The organism is Pontibacter sp. LHS2, assembly GCF_058932845.1.
Window position 1 is genome coordinate 258,088 of sequence record NZ_JBZYWG010000001.1, and the last position, 20,520, is coordinate 278,607.

General features: G+C 48.2%; 20 protein-coding genes, 1 tRNA gene and 1 other RNA gene. 12 read left to right on the plus strand and 10 right to left on the minus strand.

Annotated features, from left to right (window positions below; translation table 11 throughout):
• Positions 1-18: 18 nt before the first annotated feature.
• Positions 19-417 carry a DUF983 domain-containing protein gene (locus AC5FX6_RS01035; protein ID WP_493595172.1) on the plus strand — a complete coding sequence of 133 codons (399 nt, stop codon included), beginning with the start codon at positions 19-21 and terminating at the stop codon, positions 415-417.
• A gap of 107 nt (positions 418-524) precedes the next feature.
• Here the strand turns inward: AC5FX6_RS01035 and AC5FX6_RS01040 are convergent, their stop codons facing one another.
• A complete protein-coding gene (locus AC5FX6_RS01040; RefSeq protein WP_493595173.1) occupies positions 525-1,406 on the minus strand; it encodes a DUF3078 domain-containing protein in 882 nt (293 codons plus the stop codon).
• Positions 1,407-1,581: 175 nt separating this feature from the next.
• The gene (locus AC5FX6_RS01045) at positions 1,582-2,280 is read right to left on the minus strand and encodes a protein-L-isoaspartate(D-aspartate) O-methyltransferase (protein WP_493595174.1); all 699 of its coding nucleotides are present in this window, start codon (positions 2,278-2,280) and stop codon (positions 1,582-1,584) included.
• A gap of 168 nt (positions 2,281-2,448) precedes the next feature.
• Here AC5FX6_RS01045 and AC5FX6_RS01050 point away from each other — a divergent pair, with 168 nt between their 5' ends.
• From AC5FX6_RS01050 to AC5FX6_RS01075, 6 genes are all read left to right on the plus strand, one after another.
• Positions 2,449-3,660 carry a serine hydrolase domain-containing protein gene (locus AC5FX6_RS01050; protein WP_493595175.1) on the plus strand — a complete coding sequence of 404 codons (1,212 nt, stop codon included), beginning with the start codon at positions 2,449-2,451 and terminating at the stop codon, positions 3,658-3,660.
• A gap of 16 nt (positions 3,661-3,676) precedes the next feature.
• Entirely contained in the window at positions 3,677-4,057 is a 381-nt protein-coding gene (locus AC5FX6_RS01055) for a DUF2255 family protein (RefSeq protein WP_493595176.1), read from the plus strand.
• 225 nt (positions 4,058-4,282) lie between these two features.
• Entirely contained in the window at positions 4,283-4,894 is a 612-nt protein-coding gene (locus AC5FX6_RS01060; protein WP_493595177.1) for a MarC family protein, read from the plus strand.
• 48 nt (positions 4,895-4,942) lie between these two features.
• Positions 4,943-5,617: a site-2 protease family protein gene (locus AC5FX6_RS01065; RefSeq protein WP_493595178.1), complete on the plus strand. Its 675-nt coding sequence runs from the start codon at positions 4,943-4,945 to the stop codon at positions 5,615-5,617.
• Positions 5,618-5,640: 23 nt separating this feature from the next.
• On the plus strand, positions 5,641-5,823 hold the full coding sequence (locus tag AC5FX6_RS01070) for a hypothetical protein (protein WP_493595179.1): 183 nt from the start codon (positions 5,641-5,643) through the stop codon (positions 5,821-5,823).
• Between the two features lie 331 nt (positions 5,824-6,154).
• Positions 6,155-6,367, plus strand: a complete 213-nt coding sequence (locus AC5FX6_RS01075) for a hypothetical protein (RefSeq protein WP_493595180.1) — start codon at positions 6,155-6,157, stop codon at positions 6,365-6,367.
• An 87-nt stretch (positions 6,368-6,454) separates the two neighbouring features.
• Here the strand turns inward: AC5FX6_RS01075 and AC5FX6_RS01080 are convergent, their stop codons facing one another.
• Together AC5FX6_RS01080 and AC5FX6_RS01085 are read right to left on the minus strand one after the other, a co-directional pair.
• Positions 6,455-7,696 carry an alpha/beta fold hydrolase gene (locus AC5FX6_RS01080; protein ID WP_493595181.1) on the minus strand — a complete coding sequence of 414 codons (1,242 nt, stop codon included), beginning with the start codon at positions 7,694-7,696 and terminating at the stop codon, positions 6,455-6,457.
• A gap of 356 nt (positions 7,697-8,052) precedes the next feature.
• A tRNA-Glu gene (locus AC5FX6_RS01085) sits at positions 8,053-8,124 on the minus strand.
• 199 nt (positions 8,125-8,323) lie between these two features.
• On the opposite strand from AC5FX6_RS01085, the gene AC5FX6_RS01090 reads away from it, so the two are divergent.
• The 3 genes from AC5FX6_RS01090 to AC5FX6_RS01100 all read left to right on the plus strand — a co-directional run bounded on the left by AC5FX6_RS01090 (position 8,324) and on the right by AC5FX6_RS01100 (position 9,842).
• Entirely contained in the window at positions 8,324-8,599 is a 276-nt protein-coding gene (locus tag AC5FX6_RS01090; RefSeq protein WP_493595182.1) for a hypothetical protein, read from the plus strand.
• Positions 8,600-8,674: 75 nt separating this feature from the next.
• The gene (locus AC5FX6_RS01095) at positions 8,675-8,983 is read left to right on the plus strand and encodes a hypothetical protein (protein WP_493595183.1); all 309 of its coding nucleotides are present in this window, start codon (positions 8,675-8,677) and stop codon (positions 8,981-8,983) included.
• Positions 8,984-9,131: 148 nt separating this feature from the next.
• Positions 9,132-9,842 carry an SIMPL domain-containing protein gene (locus AC5FX6_RS01100; protein ID WP_493595184.1) on the plus strand — a complete coding sequence of 237 codons (711 nt, stop codon included), beginning with the start codon at positions 9,132-9,134 and terminating at the stop codon, positions 9,840-9,842.
• An 82-nt stretch (positions 9,843-9,924) separates the two neighbouring features.
• Here AC5FX6_RS01100 and AC5FX6_RS01105 read toward each other — a convergent pair whose 3' ends face one another.
• The 4 genes from AC5FX6_RS01105 to AC5FX6_RS01120 form a co-directional block, all read right to left on the minus strand.
• A complete protein-coding gene (locus tag AC5FX6_RS01105; RefSeq protein WP_493595185.1) occupies positions 9,925-10,926 on the minus strand; it encodes a hypothetical protein in 1,002 nt (333 codons plus the stop codon).
• 205 nt (positions 10,927-11,131) lie between these two features.
• Positions 11,132-11,522: RNase P RNA component class A (gene rnpB, locus AC5FX6_RS01110), an RNA gene on the minus strand.
• 137 nt (positions 11,523-11,659) lie between these two features.
• Positions 11,660-12,619, minus strand: a complete 960-nt coding sequence (locus AC5FX6_RS01115; RefSeq protein WP_493595186.1) for a DUF2027 domain-containing protein — start codon at positions 12,617-12,619, stop codon at positions 11,660-11,662.
• Between the two features lie 115 nt (positions 12,620-12,734).
• Positions 12,735-13,571, minus strand: coding sequence for a DUF2279 domain-containing protein (locus AC5FX6_RS01120; protein ID WP_493595187.1), 837 nt, complete (start codon positions 13,569-13,571; stop codon positions 12,735-12,737).
• A gap of 202 nt (positions 13,572-13,773) precedes the next feature.
• Between AC5FX6_RS01120 and AC5FX6_RS01125 the strand changes: the two genes are divergently transcribed.
• Complete coding sequence (locus AC5FX6_RS01125) at positions 13,774-14,625, plus strand: HAEPLYID family protein (protein ID WP_493595188.1); 852 nt, start codon at positions 13,774-13,776, stop codon at positions 14,623-14,625.
• Here AC5FX6_RS01125 and AC5FX6_RS01130 read toward each other — a convergent pair.
• Both AC5FX6_RS01130 and AC5FX6_RS01135 read right to left on the minus strand, forming a co-directional pair.
• Positions 14,622-15,929, minus strand: a complete 1,308-nt coding sequence (locus AC5FX6_RS01130; protein ID WP_493595189.1) for a cryptochrome/photolyase family protein — start codon at positions 15,927-15,929, stop codon at positions 14,622-14,624. The two genes, AC5FX6_RS01125 and AC5FX6_RS01130, sit on opposite strands and share 4 nt — an antisense overlap.
• Positions 15,930-15,952: 23 nt before the next feature.
• Positions 15,953-16,672, minus strand: a complete 720-nt coding sequence (locus tag AC5FX6_RS01135; protein ID WP_493595190.1) for an SDR family NAD(P)-dependent oxidoreductase — start codon at positions 16,670-16,672, stop codon at positions 15,953-15,955.
• 327 nt (positions 16,673-16,999) lie between these two features.
• Here AC5FX6_RS01135 and AC5FX6_RS01140 point away from each other — a divergent pair, with 327 nt between their 5' ends.
• Positions 17,000-20,443, plus strand: coding sequence for a pyruvate carboxylase (locus AC5FX6_RS01140; RefSeq protein ID WP_493595191.1), 3,444 nt, complete (start codon positions 17,000-17,002; stop codon positions 20,441-20,443).
• The last annotated feature ends 77 nt before the right edge of the window (positions 20,444-20,520 follow it).

Here is a 20,520-nt window from a genome sequence, read left to right on the forward strand (position 1 = left end):
ATCATAGCAAGAGCCAGCATGAGCCAGAAAAATTCCGCTTTATACAGCATCATCTTTAACAGGTGTCCGCGATGCCGCGAGGGCAAAATGTTTAAAAGTGGTCTCTATACCACTAAGTTTGCTGATATGCACCACAATTGCCCCTGCTGTGGTCAGGAGTTTGAGCCGGAACCCGGTTTTTACTACGGAGCCATGTATGTGAGTTTTGCTTTTAATGTGGCCATCTTCATAGTGTGCCTTTTTATCCTCTACCAGTTCGTGGAAGAGATTACCATGGCTATGATGATCGGCGTGGTGGCTGCCGTGGTGATTGGCTTGTTGCCTGTGATCTTCAGATGGTCTCGTTCACTTTACATCCACATATTTGTGCGCTACGAGGGGCCTTGCAGCCAGATACCGAAGAAGGTACGTTCCTAGCATTGCCAGTCTACCTTAGACGGCAACATTATCCTTGCTTATACCTTAAAATAACAAGAGCACCCTGGACGAACCAGGGTGCTCTTGTTGTCTACTGAATTGATGTCTTATCTGACAGAGAAGCCTTGCATGGTGTAGAGGATACCGAGGCCGAGTGACTGGTTGTACTGTACATCACTGTCCTGATCATAGTCATAAATGAAGTTGGCCATGATGTTCACATTAATATAGCGGTTTACTTTGGCTGACAGTGTCGAGTTAAGCATGTGGTCTATGCGCTTAGCAGTCAGTTCCTGGTAATTGATGTACGACATGTAGTTTAGCCTCAGGTTCACATTTGTGAAAATATCCCGGTTATAGCTTGCCTGCACCATGGCAGCTAGCCACTCTGTTCGCACACTTTTGCCTTCCGGCACACCGTATCGTTCATTAACTGCCACTGCATCATCCGCCAGAAATGTAAAACGAGGAGCAAAGGGGCTCAGGCGAAGTGAGAAATAGGGGTTCGGCTTATATTCCGCACCTAACGCAAAAGTCAGGAAGCCGGGCGACAGAAAGTTTGAGATCAGACGGTCATTGCCATCAGCGTCAATATCATATTCATAGCCCTTTGTGAACTGCGACAGAAAATTTGCCGACACAAAGGTGTTCCAGTCACTGGAGATCGCATACCCGTACTTGGAATCCAGGAAGATGCGGTCAATACTCTTTCGCTGCTCTTCGCCTTTGTTCTTTAGCAAACCATATTGCATTTGCATGGCATTGTCCCAGGACGTTTTTCCTGATTTATAGTCAGCACGTGCATCCAGGTGGGAATTAAAAGCGATCGAACTGACGCCACCCGCTTTCCAGTTGTCACTAAAGGCAGCCTGGTTTAAGTTAATGCCAGCCGAGAAAGTTCTTCGCCAGGTTGTGTCAGGTTCTACTTGTGCCGATGCGGTGGCTGCAGTCAGCAGCATGAGCAGGAGAGAAAGTAAAGTTTTTTGCATGGGTAAGCCTTGATTTACTAGATTGTCAGGTATAGCAAACACAGAAAAACATAGAATTATCGCTATGGTTCTGCGTTGCTATATAGTGCTTACGCAATTCTGCAGGTATAGGTATGGTTATTTACCATGTGGTCAATGTTGAGGTCTGGCCATTTATCTTCCAGGCAGGTATACGCTATCTCTGTCTCTCTCTTGTGAAGGGCACAAACACCACTGGCATCAGATTGCGGGTCACCGCTTTGCCTCGTTTCTTTTCAATAAGCTGGAGAGTTTGGGTCATATAAACCGGACCGACAGGAATGACCATACGGCCACCTTCTTTGAGCTGTTCAAGCAGGGGAGGGGGAACGGTTTCGGCACCGGCCGTTACCACAATGGCATCAAATGGAGTGTGTTCTTCCCAACCGGCATAGCCGTCCCCGATTTTAACTTCCACGTTGTCATAGCCTAATTTCTTCAGCTTTGCGGCGGCCATTTTCCCGTGCTCGGGAATGATCTCGATGGTGTATACTTTCTTTACGATTTCAGCCAGTACAGCAGCCTGATATCCAGAGCCAGTACCAATTTCCAGTACTTTCATAGTTGGCTTTGGCCTGATGACTTCAGTCATATAGGCAACCATGTAAGGCTGTGAGATTGTCTGTTTGAGTCCGATGGGGAGTGCGCTGTCATTATAAGCCCTGGAAGCGATAGCAGCAGGAACAAAGAGATGCCGCTGGACAGAGCGCATGGCATTGAGCACCGCCTCATCCCTTACACCACGGCCCTCGATCTGCCGTGTCACCATTTCTTCACGCTTTGCTTTGTAATGATCGTCCTGCACCGGTGAGATTAGCAGTAGCAATGAAAGCAATATGTAAACTGGCAAGACCATAACCTTTCGAATCTGGAGGAACGGGTTTACTTAATTATACTTCATGCTATAGATTATGTTATGGGACTTATGCCGGGTAAATACAAAATTCTTTAGGCAAGGGTGCTAGAAAAACCGATCACTTCTTTTATATTTAAAGCTCATTTCCCTTGTTGGTATATTTCAGGTATGGCTTTTAGTAACATTCATTTGCTTATCATCCGAAGCGTCGTAGCGTGCGCTTTGTTTCTGTCTTTCAGTGCCTGCTCTGGCTTCAAAAACGAAGAGCTTATTGTGGAGGAGGACTGTGAACTGCATGTGGAGGTGCCTGAAACCTTCACACCCGTTATTGCTACAAAACTAGGGAGACAGGTTGATTCCATTTTCACGTATTTGCACAAAAAAAAGGGTTTCAACGGGACAGTGCTTGTCACTAAATATGATCAGATCATTTACCGCGGTGCTTTTGGGTATGCTGATTTCAAAACAAAAGACACCTTGAGTACGCAATCCGTATTTCAGCTTGCCTCGGTGTCGAAGCAATTCACGGCCGTAGCTATTATGATGCTGAAGGAACAGGGCAAGCTCAACTACGACGACAGCCTGCAGGTATACATTCCCGACTTTCCTTACAAAGGCATCACAATAAAACAACTGCTTACGCATCGCTCTGGTCTGCCTAACTATACCTACTTCAGTGATGAACTCTGGGCTGACCGAAAAGTGGACCTGAGCAATGATGATGTGCTGAGCATGATGGCCGTGCACAAACCGAACATTTATTATCAGCCAGATCGTACCTTCAGTTACAGTAACACAGGCTATGCGCTGCTGGCGTCTGTAGTAGAAAAAGCCTCAGGGCAGTCCTTTGCTGAATTTATGCGCGAGCATATATTTGAGCCGCTTAAGATGCACAACACCTATACCTTCAACCACGAGTTAGTCGCCCAGACCGGTAAGGTTGCAGCAGGACACATCGGTGGACGTCGTAAGCGTTTGCCTGACTACCAGGATACCGTGTTAGGTGACAAAGGCCTGTACTCTACTGTAGATGATTTGTATAAGTGGGATCAGGCACTCTATACCCAAAAGCTGGTGAAGCGCGAGACGCTGGAAGAGGCTTTCTCACCGACTGGCAAAGTGAATAAGAGGGATGAATCCTACGGGTATGGCTGGCGCATCAAGCAGGTCGAAAGCGGTGACACAGTTGTGTACCACGGCGGACTGTGGCACGGCTACAATACCTACTTCCTCCGCAACCCCAATGACCACAGCTCCATCATTGTACTCAGCAACCTGACCAATGGAAGCCTGAACTACATGAAGGACGTGCGTAATTTCCTATACCCTGCCGGATCTAAGCATAAAAAGAAGCAAACACAGGTAGCGAGCGCCCGCTAATATACAGGTAAACCCTATGGAACAGCCCCAATTCCCCGCCGATTTTATTTCATATTTAGGATCTTCCACCTTAGCAGGTGTGAAAGGTGGCCTGGCACGTGAGACTTTCCTGAATATCTGGATGGTCGAAGTTGCGGGAAGAGTTTTTGCGCGAAGCTGGGCTAAAAGCAGCAAGAGCTGGTTTACGGCATTTGTAGACGAGGGAGTCGGCCAAATCCAGTATGGACAAAGTGTATTGAATGTAAGAGGGGTGCAGGTAACAGAAACTGACTTAAATCTATTAATCGACAAAGCCTACAAAGCCAAATACACGCAAGAACACAACTTGCCCTATGTAGCAGGCATTACGCAGCCTGAATATCATCAGTATACTATGGAGTTCCTTCTCAATGGTTAGTCGAGCCGGCTAATGTTGTTTTTCTCACAAACAGCTTATTTACAGCAATAGAAAGGGCTTTAGCAGTTTTGCCATAAACATTGTTAGATCATCCTCTAAAGTGCTGAGGCATCAACAGCACGCTCAGCTGAACCTTTATTGCCTCATCAAGGCTTCAGCTATTTTTATACATCTACCTGTAACTTGTTACGTAGTTAAAGGCACCCTCAAACGGTCCTGATACTTATGATTACAGCAATAGTTAGTTTTTTGGTGATGCTTAACCCTTTTGCACTCTTCCTATACCTGAAGCCCATTATGAAAGACCTGTCGGATGAAGACTTCCGATCTGTTTTCATCAAAGCCAGTGGTATTTCGTTTGGCATATACCTGGGTTTTCTGCTGTTGGGAGATCTGGTGTTTCAAAAAGTTTTTCGCATCAATTTTGAGTCGTTCCGCATATTCGGGGGCGTCGTGCTGTTCTCTTTCGCTTACATGTTTATCGTGCAGGGCAAGAAAGCATTCATCCAGATTAAGGGAGACCTGCATGATCTGGCCTCAGAGATTGCCTTACCGTTTATGGTGGGCGCAGGCACCATTTCACTGACTGTGCTGATGTCAGAGCAACTGGTTTTATGGCAGGGAGTTGTTTCATTGGTCAGCATCCTGCTGATCAATTTTGCTATCATCATGGGTTTGAAAAGCATACGCCGGGGAATGCGTTCCAAAAAAGTACAAGTCGCTTTCGATAAGAACATGGAACTGTTGCTGCGCATCAACGGCTTCTTCCTGGGCGCTATTGGCATCGATATGATCGTCTCAGGTATAAGGAACCTGGTAGTAACCGAAATGATGTAAAACATACCCACTGTAGGAATCCCACTTCCCGCGAACCGTATACCTGATATGTTTGGAGTTAACGATCTGCCTAAATTCTTTCTGGCTTTCTTTCTGGTGTTGCCTGTTATTTCTTTTGTGCACGAGGCCGGGCATGTATTCTTTGCCTGGTTAATGGGAGGCAAGAATATAAAAGTATCGATAGGCGCTGGTAAAGTGCTTTTTAGAATTGGAATGCTGGAAGTGCGAAAGTACTACTTTTGGTATGGCCTTTGCACTTTTGAAAACCTAAAGCGAAACGAGCGATTTGCCAACATCCTTATATTTTCGGGGGGAGCATTATTTAATACACTTGCAGCGCTTGTGGTAATTTACCTCATAGAAAACAAGATGCTGGAGCCAGGTATAATCACCTACCAATTCACTTACTTCTCGCTTTACTATGTATTCTTTGCGCTGCTCCCCATGCCATACCCAGATGGCAACGAGAGCGACGGTAAAGTGATACTTGACCTGATTCGAAACAAGGCGCAGTTTAAAACATACCGGGTGGAATGGAATGATGAGAAGAAGCAATGGTGCATAATGGATGATAACAAGGAACTGATACAATCCTTTGAAGATGAAGAACAGGCGCTGACGAAGGCACACGAAGTAGCGCAGTATAATCGCCCTAGTCGCCTCATGAGTAGCCAAAACGGTCAGGAGACAGAAGTAAAGAACTATCCGAAAATTCCACTATAAATAGTATTGCTTATTTTTGGTTTTTGCTGCACGGCACCAATGGCCATCAGAAGATGCTCAAGTTGCTCACTAACATCATTGGGCTCACAGACGAGCTAAACGAGATGTTGGGCAAGACCATACACATACCGGACACGCTGCTGTCCGAATACCCCCGCATATGTGACTACAAAAGCTCTTCAGAATTAACTGAAGAGTTTTTGTAGTCCTTACTTTTTTGTTCTTGAGTTTTAAGAGAGCTCTGCGCAAACTGAGTAAAGGCAGTTTATTTTTACTTAAATCCTTAGTAAGAATTTGGCAAAGTGTTAGACGGAGAGTACCACATCTATTAAACAAATAGCCATAATAGTTAGAATAGCCTTATGCACTTAGCTAGTTATACTTAGAGCAGCTTCTGCTATTGTTCAAGCTTTGTTTTTCAGGGTTCATCTATCAAATATCAGTGTTCATGCATGTTCTGTTGCTTTGGAGGTCTAATTGAAACCACCTTTGTACCATCAAAAGCGAAACAAAATAAAACCATGAAAAACTTATTAATTGGTCTGGCACTATCAGGCCTTGCAATACCAGGAGTTGCTTCAGGAATTAGAGCATCGTCCGGCTCAGGTATCCGTTGTCCCAGGCATCGGCACAAACGGCATTAAATCGAGTAATTACTACAATACTTTTTCTTTCAACTTGTTAGGCGGCTACAATGGCGGCGTGCAAGGCGTAGAGTTTGGTGGAATACTTAATATATCTTATTATTGAACCTTATACACAGGGATTTAGCTATTCTAGAAGCTTATCTGATAAAGAGGAGGGGTTGAATAACACATAGTTGCCGCTATCCTTAAATTATTTTAGCTTTCTCCTCTGGTTGATTTTTTCCAGGTTGCTTTTGCTGTTTCTAAGTGTAGAGGTGTCATTGGCAGCAGTGGCGAGTTCGATGGCCTTCCGGAACTGTTCTTCAGCCTGCTTCAGCTTTCCTTGCTTCAGCAATGCCTCTCCGTAGCTATCAAATGCATTGGCCGAGCTAGCATATGTAACCGTGTTATACCTGAAGATTAGCAGGGACACAGGCGCGTTGGCCGGGTTGTTGAGCTGCTGGTAGGCGATGGTGTTAATGGTGCGCTCGCCGAAGCCGGAATTCCTCAACCCATCAAACACCACTGCTTCAGCCTTCGGCTCTTTCTGCTGTTTCAGATAGTCTGCCGCCTGCACAAATCTACCGCCTAAGGCCGTCATTTTGGCTTCGTACTCCTGCCGCGCCTTTTCCTTCTCTGCCGCTTGCACCACCTGACTGATGGCGCTAATCACAAGTTCCGGTTCCTCTCTATGGATGTTATGGCCACTACTGGCTGTTATAACATGGGCGCCGCTGGTGAACTGAGTAAAAAACTCGCTATGCAGCGCTCGCCATACTTCCACACCTGTTGGCTCGTGTAGAAACAATTCTGGGTTTGCTCTTTTCTGCACCGAGGTAAGCACCACAGCCGGCACTTGCGGCAGCTTCCCGAAATCAGGCAAAGCAGCTTTTTCAAAGATGAGGTTTATCGCATCGTTCTCCTGCTTGAATTTATCCGGCACAAAGCTGTTTTGTAGTTCAATGTCCTTTGCCGCCTTGGCATGATCCGCCTTTTTCAGTTCCTGCATCATTTTCTCATGCGCCGGATCAACAAATACCAAGCCTTTTACTTTATCCGGGTGCTGCGCCGCATAAGCCCGGATGATGAAGGCGCCGTACGAATGGCCTACTAAAATGAACGGAGCTTTCAGGTTGGACAGTTCAATAAGGATATTTAAATCCTGTACAGCTGCCTCTAACGTTTGAGGTTTCAGGTTTGATTCTGATTTTCCTGTTCCGGCTCTAGAGTACAGCATGACCTGATTCGATTTTATCACTTCTGCAGCTACATTACCCCACACTTTGTAATCCGTCCCGAAGCCTGATTCAAAGATAATGGTGTAGGGTCCTGCGCCTACCTGTATCATCTCAAGGGAGTGATCCCCAACATTCACCATTTTCGTTGGCTGCGCGGCTGTCAGGGCCACGTTCATGAAGAAGGAAAGCAGCAATAAGATTGTTTTGATCGTCATAGTTTTAATTGTTTATAAAAGATGGATATTCACTGTGATTGTTATTTTGCTGCCAGGATACTGTAGTGAAGCAGGGATTCAAAGTTATGCATAGTACTTTGTTATGCAAGGTACTGATTAAAAAATTCTGTTTTTTTAGACCAACTGGCATATTCTGTCTTTCAACACTGGCTGGCTTAGGTTAATTGAAGCCTGATAGATGTAGATAATAAGGAGTTGCTGGACTTGTCGCTAACGTATTCTCAATTAGCGATGGCTTTATATGCTTCCTGAAGCGCTATGATAGGAGTGAGACTGCTTTGGTGTCAGAAGGGTATAAAAAAAGCCTCTCAGTGTTCACTGAGAGGCTTTTTAAGTAGTCCGTAGGGGAATCGAACCCCTGTTGCCAGAATGAAAATCTGGAGTCCTAACCCCTAGACGAACGGACCGTTCTACTGTATTGCGGGTGCAAATATACAAGCCGGATTTTAGGAAGCAAAATTATTTTTAAAAAATTTCTATGATCCTCTTCGGACGAAGCTTATCAAGCTTTCTGGCATACAGAGCAGGAGTTGGCTTGCCGGTTTTTATAAACTTCATCTTATCTTGTGTCGTTATACCTTCATCAATAAAAAATAGATAAATACTATGTCAAAAAGAGCATTATACTCTGGCGTAACGCCAGAAGCATACAACGAATTAAAAAGCAAACTGCAGACTTACGGCATGAACTTGCAGGGTAATAGCGGCCGCATCAATGAGAAGGGCGTCAATGCCAATTTCAATTATAACCCTGAGGCAAAGTCCCTCGAGATCAGCGACCTTTCGGTGGGATTCCCAGCTAGCATGATGATTAGCGAAGACAGCCTGATGCAACGCATGAGCGAGATGATAACCAAGTACGGAGGCCGTACAGAGGGCTAAGTCATATCCTGATACGGATAATGCCGTATAAGAAAATCACTTGAACTTAATACCTAAACGAAACCGAAAATAACTATGGAAAACGATAACAAGAGCAACCAGAATGCCGGTAATGGCGGTCAAAGCCAGGGCAAGAAGGAACAGAGCGCTCTCAAACTTTTGCAGCCACACGACATGTCGAAGACAGTGGAATCAGCGATGCATGTATTTCAAGGTAAGCACGATAAACTACCTGAACTGCTGCACGATGTAGGGAAACTGGTGCTACAGGGCGCTCGTCGCATGAGCACTACGCAGCTTATTCTGACAGCAGGTGCTGTAACGCTGGGTGCTGTACTGGTTGCTAAGTATGTAGCCGATCAGGATTTCGAGATGGAAGCCTAGTCATCGACTAACAGCAAGAGAAGCCCTTCACCTTAAATGTGAAGGGTTTTTTTATGCAGGTTCATTTCTGGTACGGCCTTTGTAATTGGTTCTATATAGTAAGTAGCTATATTTACCTGAGTGTTTCTAACCTTTTTTAATCAGAATTATGAAAAAAGTATCTTTTGTCGCCCTGCTGTTTTTGCTGGCTGGCTTGTTTCCGGCAATGGCGCAGCAACAGATTATGCCTCCGCTCATTAGTGTGAACGGAATAGGGGAAGTGAAGCTGGAACCGAACGAAGTTGTGGTAACGCTGGGGGTGGAAACACGTGAAAAGACCCTGGAGCAGGCACGAAAGCAAACCGATAAGCAGGCTGCCGCTATCATCGCCTATTTGCGTAAGCAGGGGGTGGATGCCAAGGACATACAGACCTCTTTTGTGAACCTGCAGCCCATTTACTCAGGTAACGAGTTCGGAAAAGCTCAACCCGAGTTTTACATGGCCCAGAAAACCATGACCATCGTAATTAAAAAAATAAACAGGTTCGATGAGCTGCTTTCCGGTTTGTATGACAATGGGGTGAATCGAATTGACAACATTTACTTCAGGGTGTCAGATATTGAAAAGCACCGGGCAGAGGCGCGTAAAAAAGCCGTAGCCGACGCAAAGCAGAAAGCCAATGCCTTGACAGCAGAGCTGGGAGCCAGAGTTGGTAAGGTATATTCCATCAACGAACATACTTCGAATGGCTCTCCGCGAGCAGGTTACGCTAAAATGTCTATGGACATGGAAATGGCGCAAAGTGGTGGCCCGTCCATTGCCGGTGGTGAAGTAGTTGTGACTTCTAATGTCAACGTTAGCTTTGTCATAGAACAATAAGCCAATAAGGTATACAAAAAGAGCTCCCTGGCCTCTGCCAGGGAGCTCTTTTCATTTAGTATCAGGTATAAAGGATGGCTACCTAATTCAGTTTTTGATAGCGTTCCATCGAATTAAAATTATTCTGAGCATCCAGTAGAAAGCTAAGCGGTCTACTTGGATCAGCCAGTATCTCTTTTTCACGGATGTTCCAAGGCTTCAGCATTTCCTCGAGCATGTGGGCATAGGCAGTCATTTCCCACGGGTTGAAGACTTCGTTCGTTACATCATCTATAATAGAGTCGAAAGTAATATGGGTGTCTTCAGGCTTAACAGGTCGCTCAAAATACTCCGGTACCACGTTGAAAATATAGGCAGCATAAAATACCCGCGCTTTAAACTCTGCTACCTGGATGGGGTGTAACTGTTGCCCTTGTGTGAGGCGGTATAACTTGCCGAGGGCTTTACCTATGATGCCATTGTCGAGCAAGGTGCTAACAAGCACAACCGGTCCGAGTTTGATGCTGAAAGCCATAGTTGTCAGCTCGTCCTGGTATTCGAACGGCAGATCGTCCTCTGTTGGGCTTACTTCCAGCATAAAAAGAGAAGAGGGAAGAAAATCAGAAAACTCGATAGGCACTCGAATGGACTGCAGCACTTTGAAGAACTCACGGAACTTACCCAGCATTTTCGGGTTTTCGCTTACCGGATTCTGCGGCATGATAAGAGGATCAGCTTCCTTGATAAGCTCAGTGATCAGTGTCCCGTAGTACATCTTGCCGATCCACTGAAACAATTTTTTAGGAGGCAGGGCCTGCAGACCAGCTATACCCTGCGCTGCCGCGGCAGCTATCTCTTCTTCCAGCGGAATGACATGCTGGGTATGGCAATGATCACAGCAGGGGATGGTCAGGTCGCCGTATGTGCTGACACTCTTATCGAGCATAAGCAGTTCTTTGTCACGTAACGTATATTTGTCCTGCAGCCATGTAGCAAAAACAGGAGTTCGGTTTTCGGGTTCGGTATGTGCCCCGCACAGAAAGCAGTAATTGTCACTGAACTGCATCCTTGGAAACGGGTCGTATAATTTCAACTCTGTCATCATCGGGTAGTTTGCGGCTGCAAAGATACAAAGAAGAGCTTGTCCGAATCAGGATTTTCAGGATTAAAGGATTCACAGGATTTCCGTAGACAATAATTTGCTCTTTCTCCTAGTAAGGATGAAATTATCAGTTGCTATACCTGCGACAGCAGCTACTTAAGCAAAAGGCCTATACAAAAAGCGGAATCTTTAGAAGAAAAGGAAAAAGGTTAACAGCAAGCCTATAAGCCGGGTTCTGTCGTCAGGCCAAAGCCCAACGTCTTATCATTTATCTAGGCCTGCACTCGCGCGCAGGCTCCATCGACCTACCCACTGACATCGGACGAGCAGCCCTTAGCCCCGCCGAAACGGGACGCTGTCAGCCTATTTGGTCTTTCAACTCCTAAGGTTTACCCAGCCGGACTGGTCACCCAGCCGCTGGTGCGCTCTTACCGCACCTTTTCACCCTTACCAGTTTTGCAACTGGCGGTAATTTTCTGTGGCACTGGCTGTAGCCTTTCCGTCTCCCGAAAGGCCCCTTCCCGTTAGGAAGTAGGATGCTCTGTGTTGCCCGGACTTTCCTCCCCTCCAAGCGGAGCGGCGATAAGACGGCTTGCTGTTAAGCTTTCTATACCTGCAAAGGTATGGTAAATTGTTGGATTGCTTAACTGTTAATTGTTATAAGCAGGTATAAGTTCCCTTCAAAATAGGCGGCTAAGTCGCGACTTGAACCTACAGGCTATACCTTGCTAACTCCTCATCTCAGTCTCACTAAGGTAGCACCATACCCAAACTTCTCTTTCTTGGCGTCTTCAAAGAAGCGAATGCCTGGGGTGCGGCTCAGGATCTTTTGTATCTCTTTGCGGAGCACACCATTGCCAGCACCGTGGATGAAGACAATTTCGTGCATGTTGGCTGCCATGGCGCGATCGAGCGCATCCTGAAAGCGGTCAAGCTGTAGCTTCAGCATGGCACTGTTGCTCATGCCGCTGTGGTCTTCCACCAGTTTTTCGATGTGCAGGTCTACTTCGTGCTCGGGTGCCTGCACCTTTGCGTTCTCTTGCGTAGCGGGCTTTTCAGAGAGCTGTTCTTTTATTTTGTCTGTATCAACTGCAACTGGCTTGGTATCAAGCTGGAAAAGATATGCCTCTTTGTTCAGTACCGGTGCCGTTTTCTTGCTCTTATAAAAGGAGTTGGCTCTGAACTGCACCTTCTTTGTCACTGGCTCAAACAAGCTCGGACTGCCGTTGCGATGCTGAAGGAACTGCACGATCAGGACAGGCCATTTCTCGAAGTCCTTCATGTGGTAATGGCTCACGACACGGGTTGCCTTCGGTGCCAGCTTGTCATTCTGAAGTCCGCGGTACTGGCTGTTGCGCTCTTCACCACTTGTAAAAAGCACGTCGTAATCTGTGTTATTCACAACAGTGGCGGCAAGCAGCTCGTCGGACTGGTGGACCATGGCCAGGTAAATACCTTTTTCGGCCAGCACGGGGGCAGGCGGCTCTTTGCGGGCAGCGGGTTTGGAATAGGCTTCAGGCTCGGTGTTGCGGAAAGCCTTGGCTTCTTCGGGTGCAATCAACACGATCTCCCGGCGTGAAACAGGTATCGTGAAGTCATTGTCAATGGCGACTTCCACAATGTTATTATCCATTATCCGGGTGATGATGCCCTCTTCCCGGCCTGACATCAGGCGCACGCGATCTCCTACGTTCATAGTCTTATTATTTTATACCCAAGGTATAGCGCTGCTGCCAGCAATACCCTGGTAATTGAGTACAGATTTATTTTACACAAAGATACGATATGTACGGCGGATTAATCGCCCCGACTTAGAAGTATACCGGATGGAAGCGCAGTCCATCCTTCGTGTTGTACTCCAGTGCAGGAGCGGGAATTTTGATGATGCTAAGCAGGTATAGCGTTGTGTTCAGCGCTTTGCTGCGGCCCTTGAAGTGCATGAGATTAAGGTCGGGGCTGAGGTAAAACTGACGACGTGCACTAAACCCACGGGCATTGTTCAATTCGGGGTCGTTGAAAACCATGCCTTCTGCACCGTAGCCTACCGCGATGCTTAGCCATTTGGGGTACTTGCTTTCCTCTTTGAGAAAACTCCCCACATTGACGGAGAGCCAATAAGTTTGTCCGTTGTAATCTTTTAGAACCTGTTCCGCCAGCGTGCTACCCAGTACGTTTGGTCGCTCTGCGGCATAGCGCGTCGTCTGGAACGAGAACTTGGGCATGATACGTACCTCCCGCCAGGCTAACTCCTGTGCTATAACTGCGGCAGAGCCCACTGTGTTGGCAATCGCATCCCCAACCGAGGCGCCATAGTCAGACTGAAAGCCATCGAAGATCTCAATAGGGGTTTGCAGGACAATGCCGGTCAGCCCACCGTATAGAATCGCTTTTTTGTCAGCAACTCCTGCCCAGCGCAGCAGATCTATACCTGCGCGGCTTTGGTGAAAGGCTCCCCAGAAGTGACCGGCCTTGTCCATCTGTTTCCATTGCCGGTTGTCGTTGAAGAAATGGAAGTTTGTACGCTCCTGATCTTTATACCATGCTTTGTTCAGCGAGACCAGCATGGCGGTATAGCCAACCGCGAAGCCAGTGCCGAGCAGTAGGAGTCTGTCTTTATTGATAGTCGTTGAATCCGAAGCGGTAGCCATGCCCTGCAACGGTTGAAGCAGGAGCAACAGGCAAAGCCAGAAGAGGAGCAGATAGCGGTACATCAGCCCAAATATACAGATACCTACCAAAAACAGCTTGTTCGATACCTCAGATTTAACGCTTTAATCTATTTCTAATCTACTTTTAATCTGTCTTTAATAGAGCTGCCCTACTTTCGTCCATATTTTGGTTTACCCTTTTATGAAACGGACTTTATTTCTCACAACCTTCATCTTTACACTATCACTTACAGGTTTCGCGCAGGAGAGTACCACAGCGGATTCCACCTATTATCAATCTAAAAAACCCCTGAAGCTTAACCACGCAGAGCCCCTGTACATTGACCTGATCCGGGATTTGGGTGCACACAAAGGAGAAAAGGAGTGGAACATCGGCGCAGGTATGACCGATAACCTCGGTTACGACCGCTACGAATTTCTGGTAGAGTACGAGTGGGCACCAATCGATCGGCTGGGTCTGGAGATCGAAGTGCCGGTTTCGGTTTACACGACTAACAGCAAAGACCGGCGTCCGGAGGTAAACCGCCCTTCCGATCGCATCGAGTCCCTGAAGCTGGCCGCACAGTATACCTTTTTGGTGAATGATCGCTTTAAAACTTCTATGGCCCTGGGTGGGATCACAGAGTTTGAATTGACGGACCTTAATCGTATTAGGCGCGATGATATGTTTCAGGGGATTCTGTTCAATCCCTTTTTAGTAGCAGCCAAAAAGTGGGGAAGTAATTTTCACTCACTGATCTATACAGGTCCGAGGATGTTCAATCACTTTGGTCACAGCGGACTCGAGACCAGTTACGAGATCAATACCAGTGCGCATTACATGATACCGAACAGCCGCAACTTCGTAGGCCTCGAAGTGAATAAAGAAATGCAGAGTGGTCACATGGATATGGTGCTGCGACCGCAAATGCGACTGGTGATCAACGAAGGCCTGATGATCGGCATTGTGACAGGTATACCAGTTACCAAAGAGCGGGAACGCATGAGTACCTTTTTCAGACTGATCTACGAGCCCGGGCATCGCAAGCACTAAGCAGTTACAGTTTCAGCGATTGACTTTTTGAAAGCTGTCACGGCACGGTCCCGGGCCATCGCATGATCAACCATGGGTTTAGGATAGTCAGGCGTGCCGTATTCAGGCACCCATTGCCGGATGTAGGCTTCATCTTTGTCGAATTTGGTTGCCTGGCTATCAGGGTTGAACACACGGAAGTAAGGTTGGGCGTCAGCTCCGGTTCCGGCGGCCCATTGCCAGTTTCCGACATTGCTTGCCATTTCATAGTCGAACAGCTTTTCGGCAAAGTAGGCCTCACCCCAGCGCCAATCGATCAGCAGGTCTTTTACCAGGAAGCTGGCTACGACCATGCGCACCCGGTTGTGCATAAAGCCAGTGGCATTTAATTGCCGCATGCCTGCATCTACGAGCGCAAAGCCCGTCTTCCCTTTGCACCATTTCTGAAATTCGGCCTCATTGTTGCGCCATCGGATATGCCTGAATTTGGGAGCATAACTTTCTATGGCCGATTCCGGGAAGTGATAAAGTAACTGCATGAAAAACTCACGCCAAATAAGCTCCTGAAGCCAGACTTTGCTGTGATCCAGTGCTTTGGCAACGGCCGCACGCACACTTATTAGACCAAAGCGCAGGTATGGACTGATGTGACTGGTGGCATCGAGCGCAGGTAAGTCGCGCCTGGCAGCATAGTTTTCCAGCAGGTCTGGGCTAAGAACGTGCTTTGGCACTTCTAACTCAGACTTCTCAAAGCCCATTTCTTCCAGAGTAGGTATAGCCGGGGTTTTGATTTTGGCTAATTTATCAAGGTGCCGTTTAGTGGGATAGGGGCTGATCCGATCTTTCTCAAACTTCTTGAGCCAGGCATTTTTGTAAGGCGTGTATACCTTATAAGGAGTGCCTGAACCAGTCATCAGGTCGTCACGCTCAAAAATCACCTGATCCTTGTAGGTATGGAAAGCGACATCCTGCTCCTGAAGGAAAGTAGCCACAGCGCGGTCGCGTTCCTGCGCATAGGGCTCATAATCGTGGTTGGTATAGACAGTAGCAATTTCATTAGCTTTCACCAACGCTTGAAACACCTGTAGCGGTTCGCCATATACTACGTGCAGGCTTCCGCCATTCGCTTCCAGTTCTTCTCTGAGCTGACTGACCGTTTCATAAAGGAAGGTTAGCCGTGCATCCTGCCTGTCATTGAGTTTGTCCAGTATCAATTTATCGAAAATGAAAACAGGCAATACCGGCTGTCCGCTGCGGAGGGCTTCATACAAACCAGCATTGTCCTCCAGGCGAAGATCGCGGCGGAACCAGAAAATGGAAAGCATTTGAATGAATTAAGAGTGGAGTTTTAAAGTAGTTTGATGGTGCTCATGCCACCATCTAAATGGAGCACTTGTCCGGTCACCCAGCTGGCATCGTCGCTGAGGAGGTAAGCGGCTGCCTTGGCCATGTCTTCGGGTTGGCCCACGCGACCAAGCGGATGGCGCTTGCCGGCAGCTTCGATTTTTTCCGGGGTGCTTAACAGGGATTGAGACAGGGGCGTGGCGGTGAGGGAGGGGGCTATGGCGTTAACCCGTATACCTGTGCTGGCAAATTCTGCCGCCAGTGAAACCGCCAACCCCTCGAGAGCCGCTTTGCTGGAAGCGATAGACGCATGAAAGGGCATGCCCAATCGGGCAGCCACGGTGCTGAAGAGGACAATGCTGGCGCTAGCTGATTTCTTGAGCAAAGGGAGCACCGCTTTTATACTCTGTATGGCACCCAGCACATTCAGCTCGTATTCCTGCCGGAAATCTTCTACTGCCATCCGTTCAAAAGGTCTGAGTTTAATGGAGCCCGGACAGTAAACCAGACCATGCAATTCGTTGGGCAAGCCTTTGGTGAAAGTTGAGTCAAAAGCCAGCACATCCAGTTCCAGATGTTCTATACCAAGCTCTTCTATTGCCTCAGAGGTTTTGCGGGAAGCCACAGTCACGTGTGCACCTTCCGCTTGCAACTGCCTGGCGATGGCCAATCCTATACCGGATGTGCCGCCTACGAGTAAAATATTCTTTTTGTCAAATCGCATGTCAATGTATACCTATCGCTTGCTGTAACAACTGGCAGAGTACCGCAATGTTCAGGAGGCTTTGCATTTTAAAGAATTATAGATTGTAAGAGGTTGATAATTAATAAGGTATAGGGTTTCGTTTATTCACTGAATTGCAATATAACCTTATCAGGCAAAAGCCTGTATTAAGGGGTGTTTTCTAAGAGGCAGGCACTTTCAATTCTCGCCTGCCGCCTTCTATACCTATTTTATCTTATGGCTTATACCTATGGCGCAACAGTGATCTCCTGTTAGCCTTTAATCGATAAAAACTATAGTGCAGCTATACCTTACATCTCACCTAATATGAAAATAAAAAAAGTACTCGTTGCTAACCGCGGCGAAATCGCTATCCGTGTGCTCCGGGCCTGTACCGAGCTTAACATCCAGACGGTGGCCATCTATACCTACGAAGACCGTTATTCCTTGCACCGCTACAAAGCCGACGAGGCCTACCAGATCGGCAAAGACAATCAGCCGCTGCAGCCCTACCTCGACATCGATGGCATTATCCGCATAGCCAAGGAAAACGGTGTAGACGCCATCCACCCGGGTTACGGTTTCCTGTCTGAAAACCAGCACTTCTCCCGCAAATGCGCTGAAAACGGCATCATCTTCATTGGTCCACGGCCAGAGGTAATGGGCTCGTTGGGCGACAAAGTATCAGCGAAGAAAGTGGCGGTAAGCTGCGATGTACCGATCATCCAGAGCAATGACCTCGACCTGAATACCTTTGACACCGCCTTGGAAGAGGCGCATCGCATTGGCTATCCGCTGATGCTGAAGGCAGCTGCCGGCGGCGGCGGTCGCGGCATGCGTGTGATCCGGGACGACGAGCAATTGGAGAAAGGCTTTTTTGAGGCGAAGAACGAGGCCCTGAAAGCCTTCGGTGACGACACACTTTTCCTGGAGAAATATGTCGAGAATCCGAAGCACATCGAGGTGCAGATCGTGGCCGACAACTACGGCAACATCACGCACCTGTTCGAGCGCGACTGTTCTGTGCAGCGCCGTTTCCAAAAGGTAGTGGAGGTGGCCCCGGCCATCAGCCTGACCGAGGAAACACGCCAGCAACTTTATGACTACGCCATTCGCATTTGCAAGGCCGTGAACTACAACAACGTGGGCACAGTGGAGTTTTTGGTGGAGCCGCATAATAATAACATCTACTTCATAGAGGTGAATCCGCGCATACAGGTGGAGCACACGGTGACGGAGATGATTACCGGCATCGACCTGATCAAAACGCAGATCTTTATCGCCGACGGCTATACCTTGGACCACGAGGAAGTGCTCCTCGGGCCACAGCATACTGTGCGGGCCAATGGCGTGGCCATCCAGTGCCGCATCACAACTGAAGACCCGGAAAACGATTTCAAACCAGACTATGGCACCATCATCGCCTACCGCAGCGCGGGTGGTTTCGGTATTCGTCTGGACCAAGGCAGTGTGTACCAAGGCGCCAAGATTAGTCCGTTCTTCGACTCACTTCTGGTAAAAGTATCAGCACAGGCACCGACCTTGCGTCATGCCGCCATGAAGATGTCGCGCACGCTGGACGAGTTCCGAATCCGTGGGGTGAAGCAGAACATCCAGTTTCTGCAAAACATCATCACCCACCCGGTTTTTGTTTCGGGAGATGCCACGGTGGATTTTGTGAAGAACCACTCCGAGCTTTTTGTTTTCCGCAAGAGCAAAGACCGCGCAACCAAACTCCTCAGCTTCCTGGCTGATGTAATTGTGAACGGCCACCCGGACGTGAAGAAACCCGATCCGGACAAAGTGCTCTCCAAACCGGATTTCACAGGCTTCAACCTGAATAAACCATACGAACGTGGTACCAAAGACCTCTTGACAGAACTCGGTCCGGAGGAGTTCTCGAAATGGCTGCGCAACGACAAACAGATCCACTATACCGACACCACGTTCCGCGATGCGCATCAGTCGCTATTGGCGACCCGCATGCGCTCTTTTGACATGCTCAAAATAGCCGAGGCATACGCCAAGGATCATCCGCAGACCTTCAGTATGGAGGTATGGGGCGGTGCGACCTTCGACGTGTGCCTGCGCTTCCTGCACGAAGACCCGTGGCGACGACTGGCCGAGATCCGGGAGGCTGTGCCGAATATCTTGCTGCAAATGCTCATCCGCGGCTCAAACGGGGTAGGGTACAAGGCCTATCCGGACAACCTGATCGAATCTTTTGTGGAGAAGTCTTGGGAGACGGGCGTGGACATTTTCCGCATTTTCGACTCGCTCAACTGGATGAAGAGCATGGAGCCCTGCATCAACTTCGTGCGTAAGCGCACCGGCGGTCTGGCAGAGGGTACGCTTTGTTATACCGGCGACATCCTAAATCCGAAGAAAACCAAGTATAACCTGGAGTACTATCTGCAACTGGCCAAGCAACTCGAAGATGCCGGGGCGCACATTCTGGCCATCAAAGACATGGCCGGTTTGCTCAAACCATACGCTGCTACGGTGTTGGTGGAAGCGCTTCGCGATACCGTGAAGCTGCCGATCCACCTGCATACGCACGACACCTCAGGTATACAATCCGCTACTTACCTCAAGGCGATTGAGTCTGGGGTAGATGTGGTGGACGTGGCCTTGGGTTCTATGTCGGGACTCACCTCACAGCCGAACTTTAATAGTATGGTAGAGGCGATGCGCTTCCAGGAGCGCCACCGTGAGTTCGACCAGAAGAGCCTCAACCGCCATTCCAACTACTGGGAAACGGTGCGTGAGTACTATTATCCGTTTGAGTCTGGTTTGAAAGCAGGCACGGCCGAGGTATACCACCACGAGATTCCGGGTGGGCAGTATTCTAACCTGCGTCCGCAGGCCAATGCACTGGGCTTGGGCGACAAGTGGGAGCTGATCAAGGAGACTTATGCGGAAGTGAATCAGCTCTTCGGTGACCTCGTGAAAGTAACGCCAAGCTCCAAAGTTGTGGGCGACATGGCGCTATACCTTGTCTCCAATGGTCTGACTACGGTAGATGTACTCGAGCGCGGCGACCAGATCTCATTCCCTGAGTCGGTGCAGTCGCTGTTTCGCGGCGACCTTGGTCAGCCGGCAGGCGGCTTCCCGAAAAAGTTGCAGGCCATCGTGCTCAAAGACGAACAGCCTTACGACGGACGTCCGAACGAGCACTTGGAGCCGATCAATCTGGATCAGGAGTTTAGGGAGTTTCAGAAGAAATTCGGGGAGCACACCAAGTATACCGACTTTCTGTCGTACCAGCTTTACCCGAAGGTATACGAGGCCTACCACAAGCACTACGAACAATATGGCAATGTCTCTAAAATCCCGACGCGCCTGTTCTTCTACGGCATGAAACAAGGCGAGGAGGCCATCATTGACATTGCCCGTGGCAAATCCATTGTAATCAAATACCAGTCGCTGGGACACGTGGACGAAGACGGCATGCGCACCGTGTTCTTCAAACTCAATGGCCAGACGCGAAACATCGAAGTACGTGACAAATCCGTAAAAGTGGAGCGGGTGCAGCACCAGAAAGTAGACAAAGGCAATCCAAAACACATCGGGGCGCCGCTGCAGGGCTTGCTGTCAAAGATTCTGGTGGAGAAAGATCAGGAAGTGAAGAAAAATACGCCGCTGTTTGTGATCGAGGCCATGAAAATGGAGACCACCATTACCGCCTCGGAAGCAAGCAAGGTAGGCGATCTGCACTTGCCTGAAGGCTCACTGGTGAATACCGACGATCTGGTGTTGAGTTTATCATAATTTTATACCATATTTAAATTTTTTAAAGCCACCGTACTGGGTAACAGCGGTGGCTTTATTCATACTCACGCTACCTT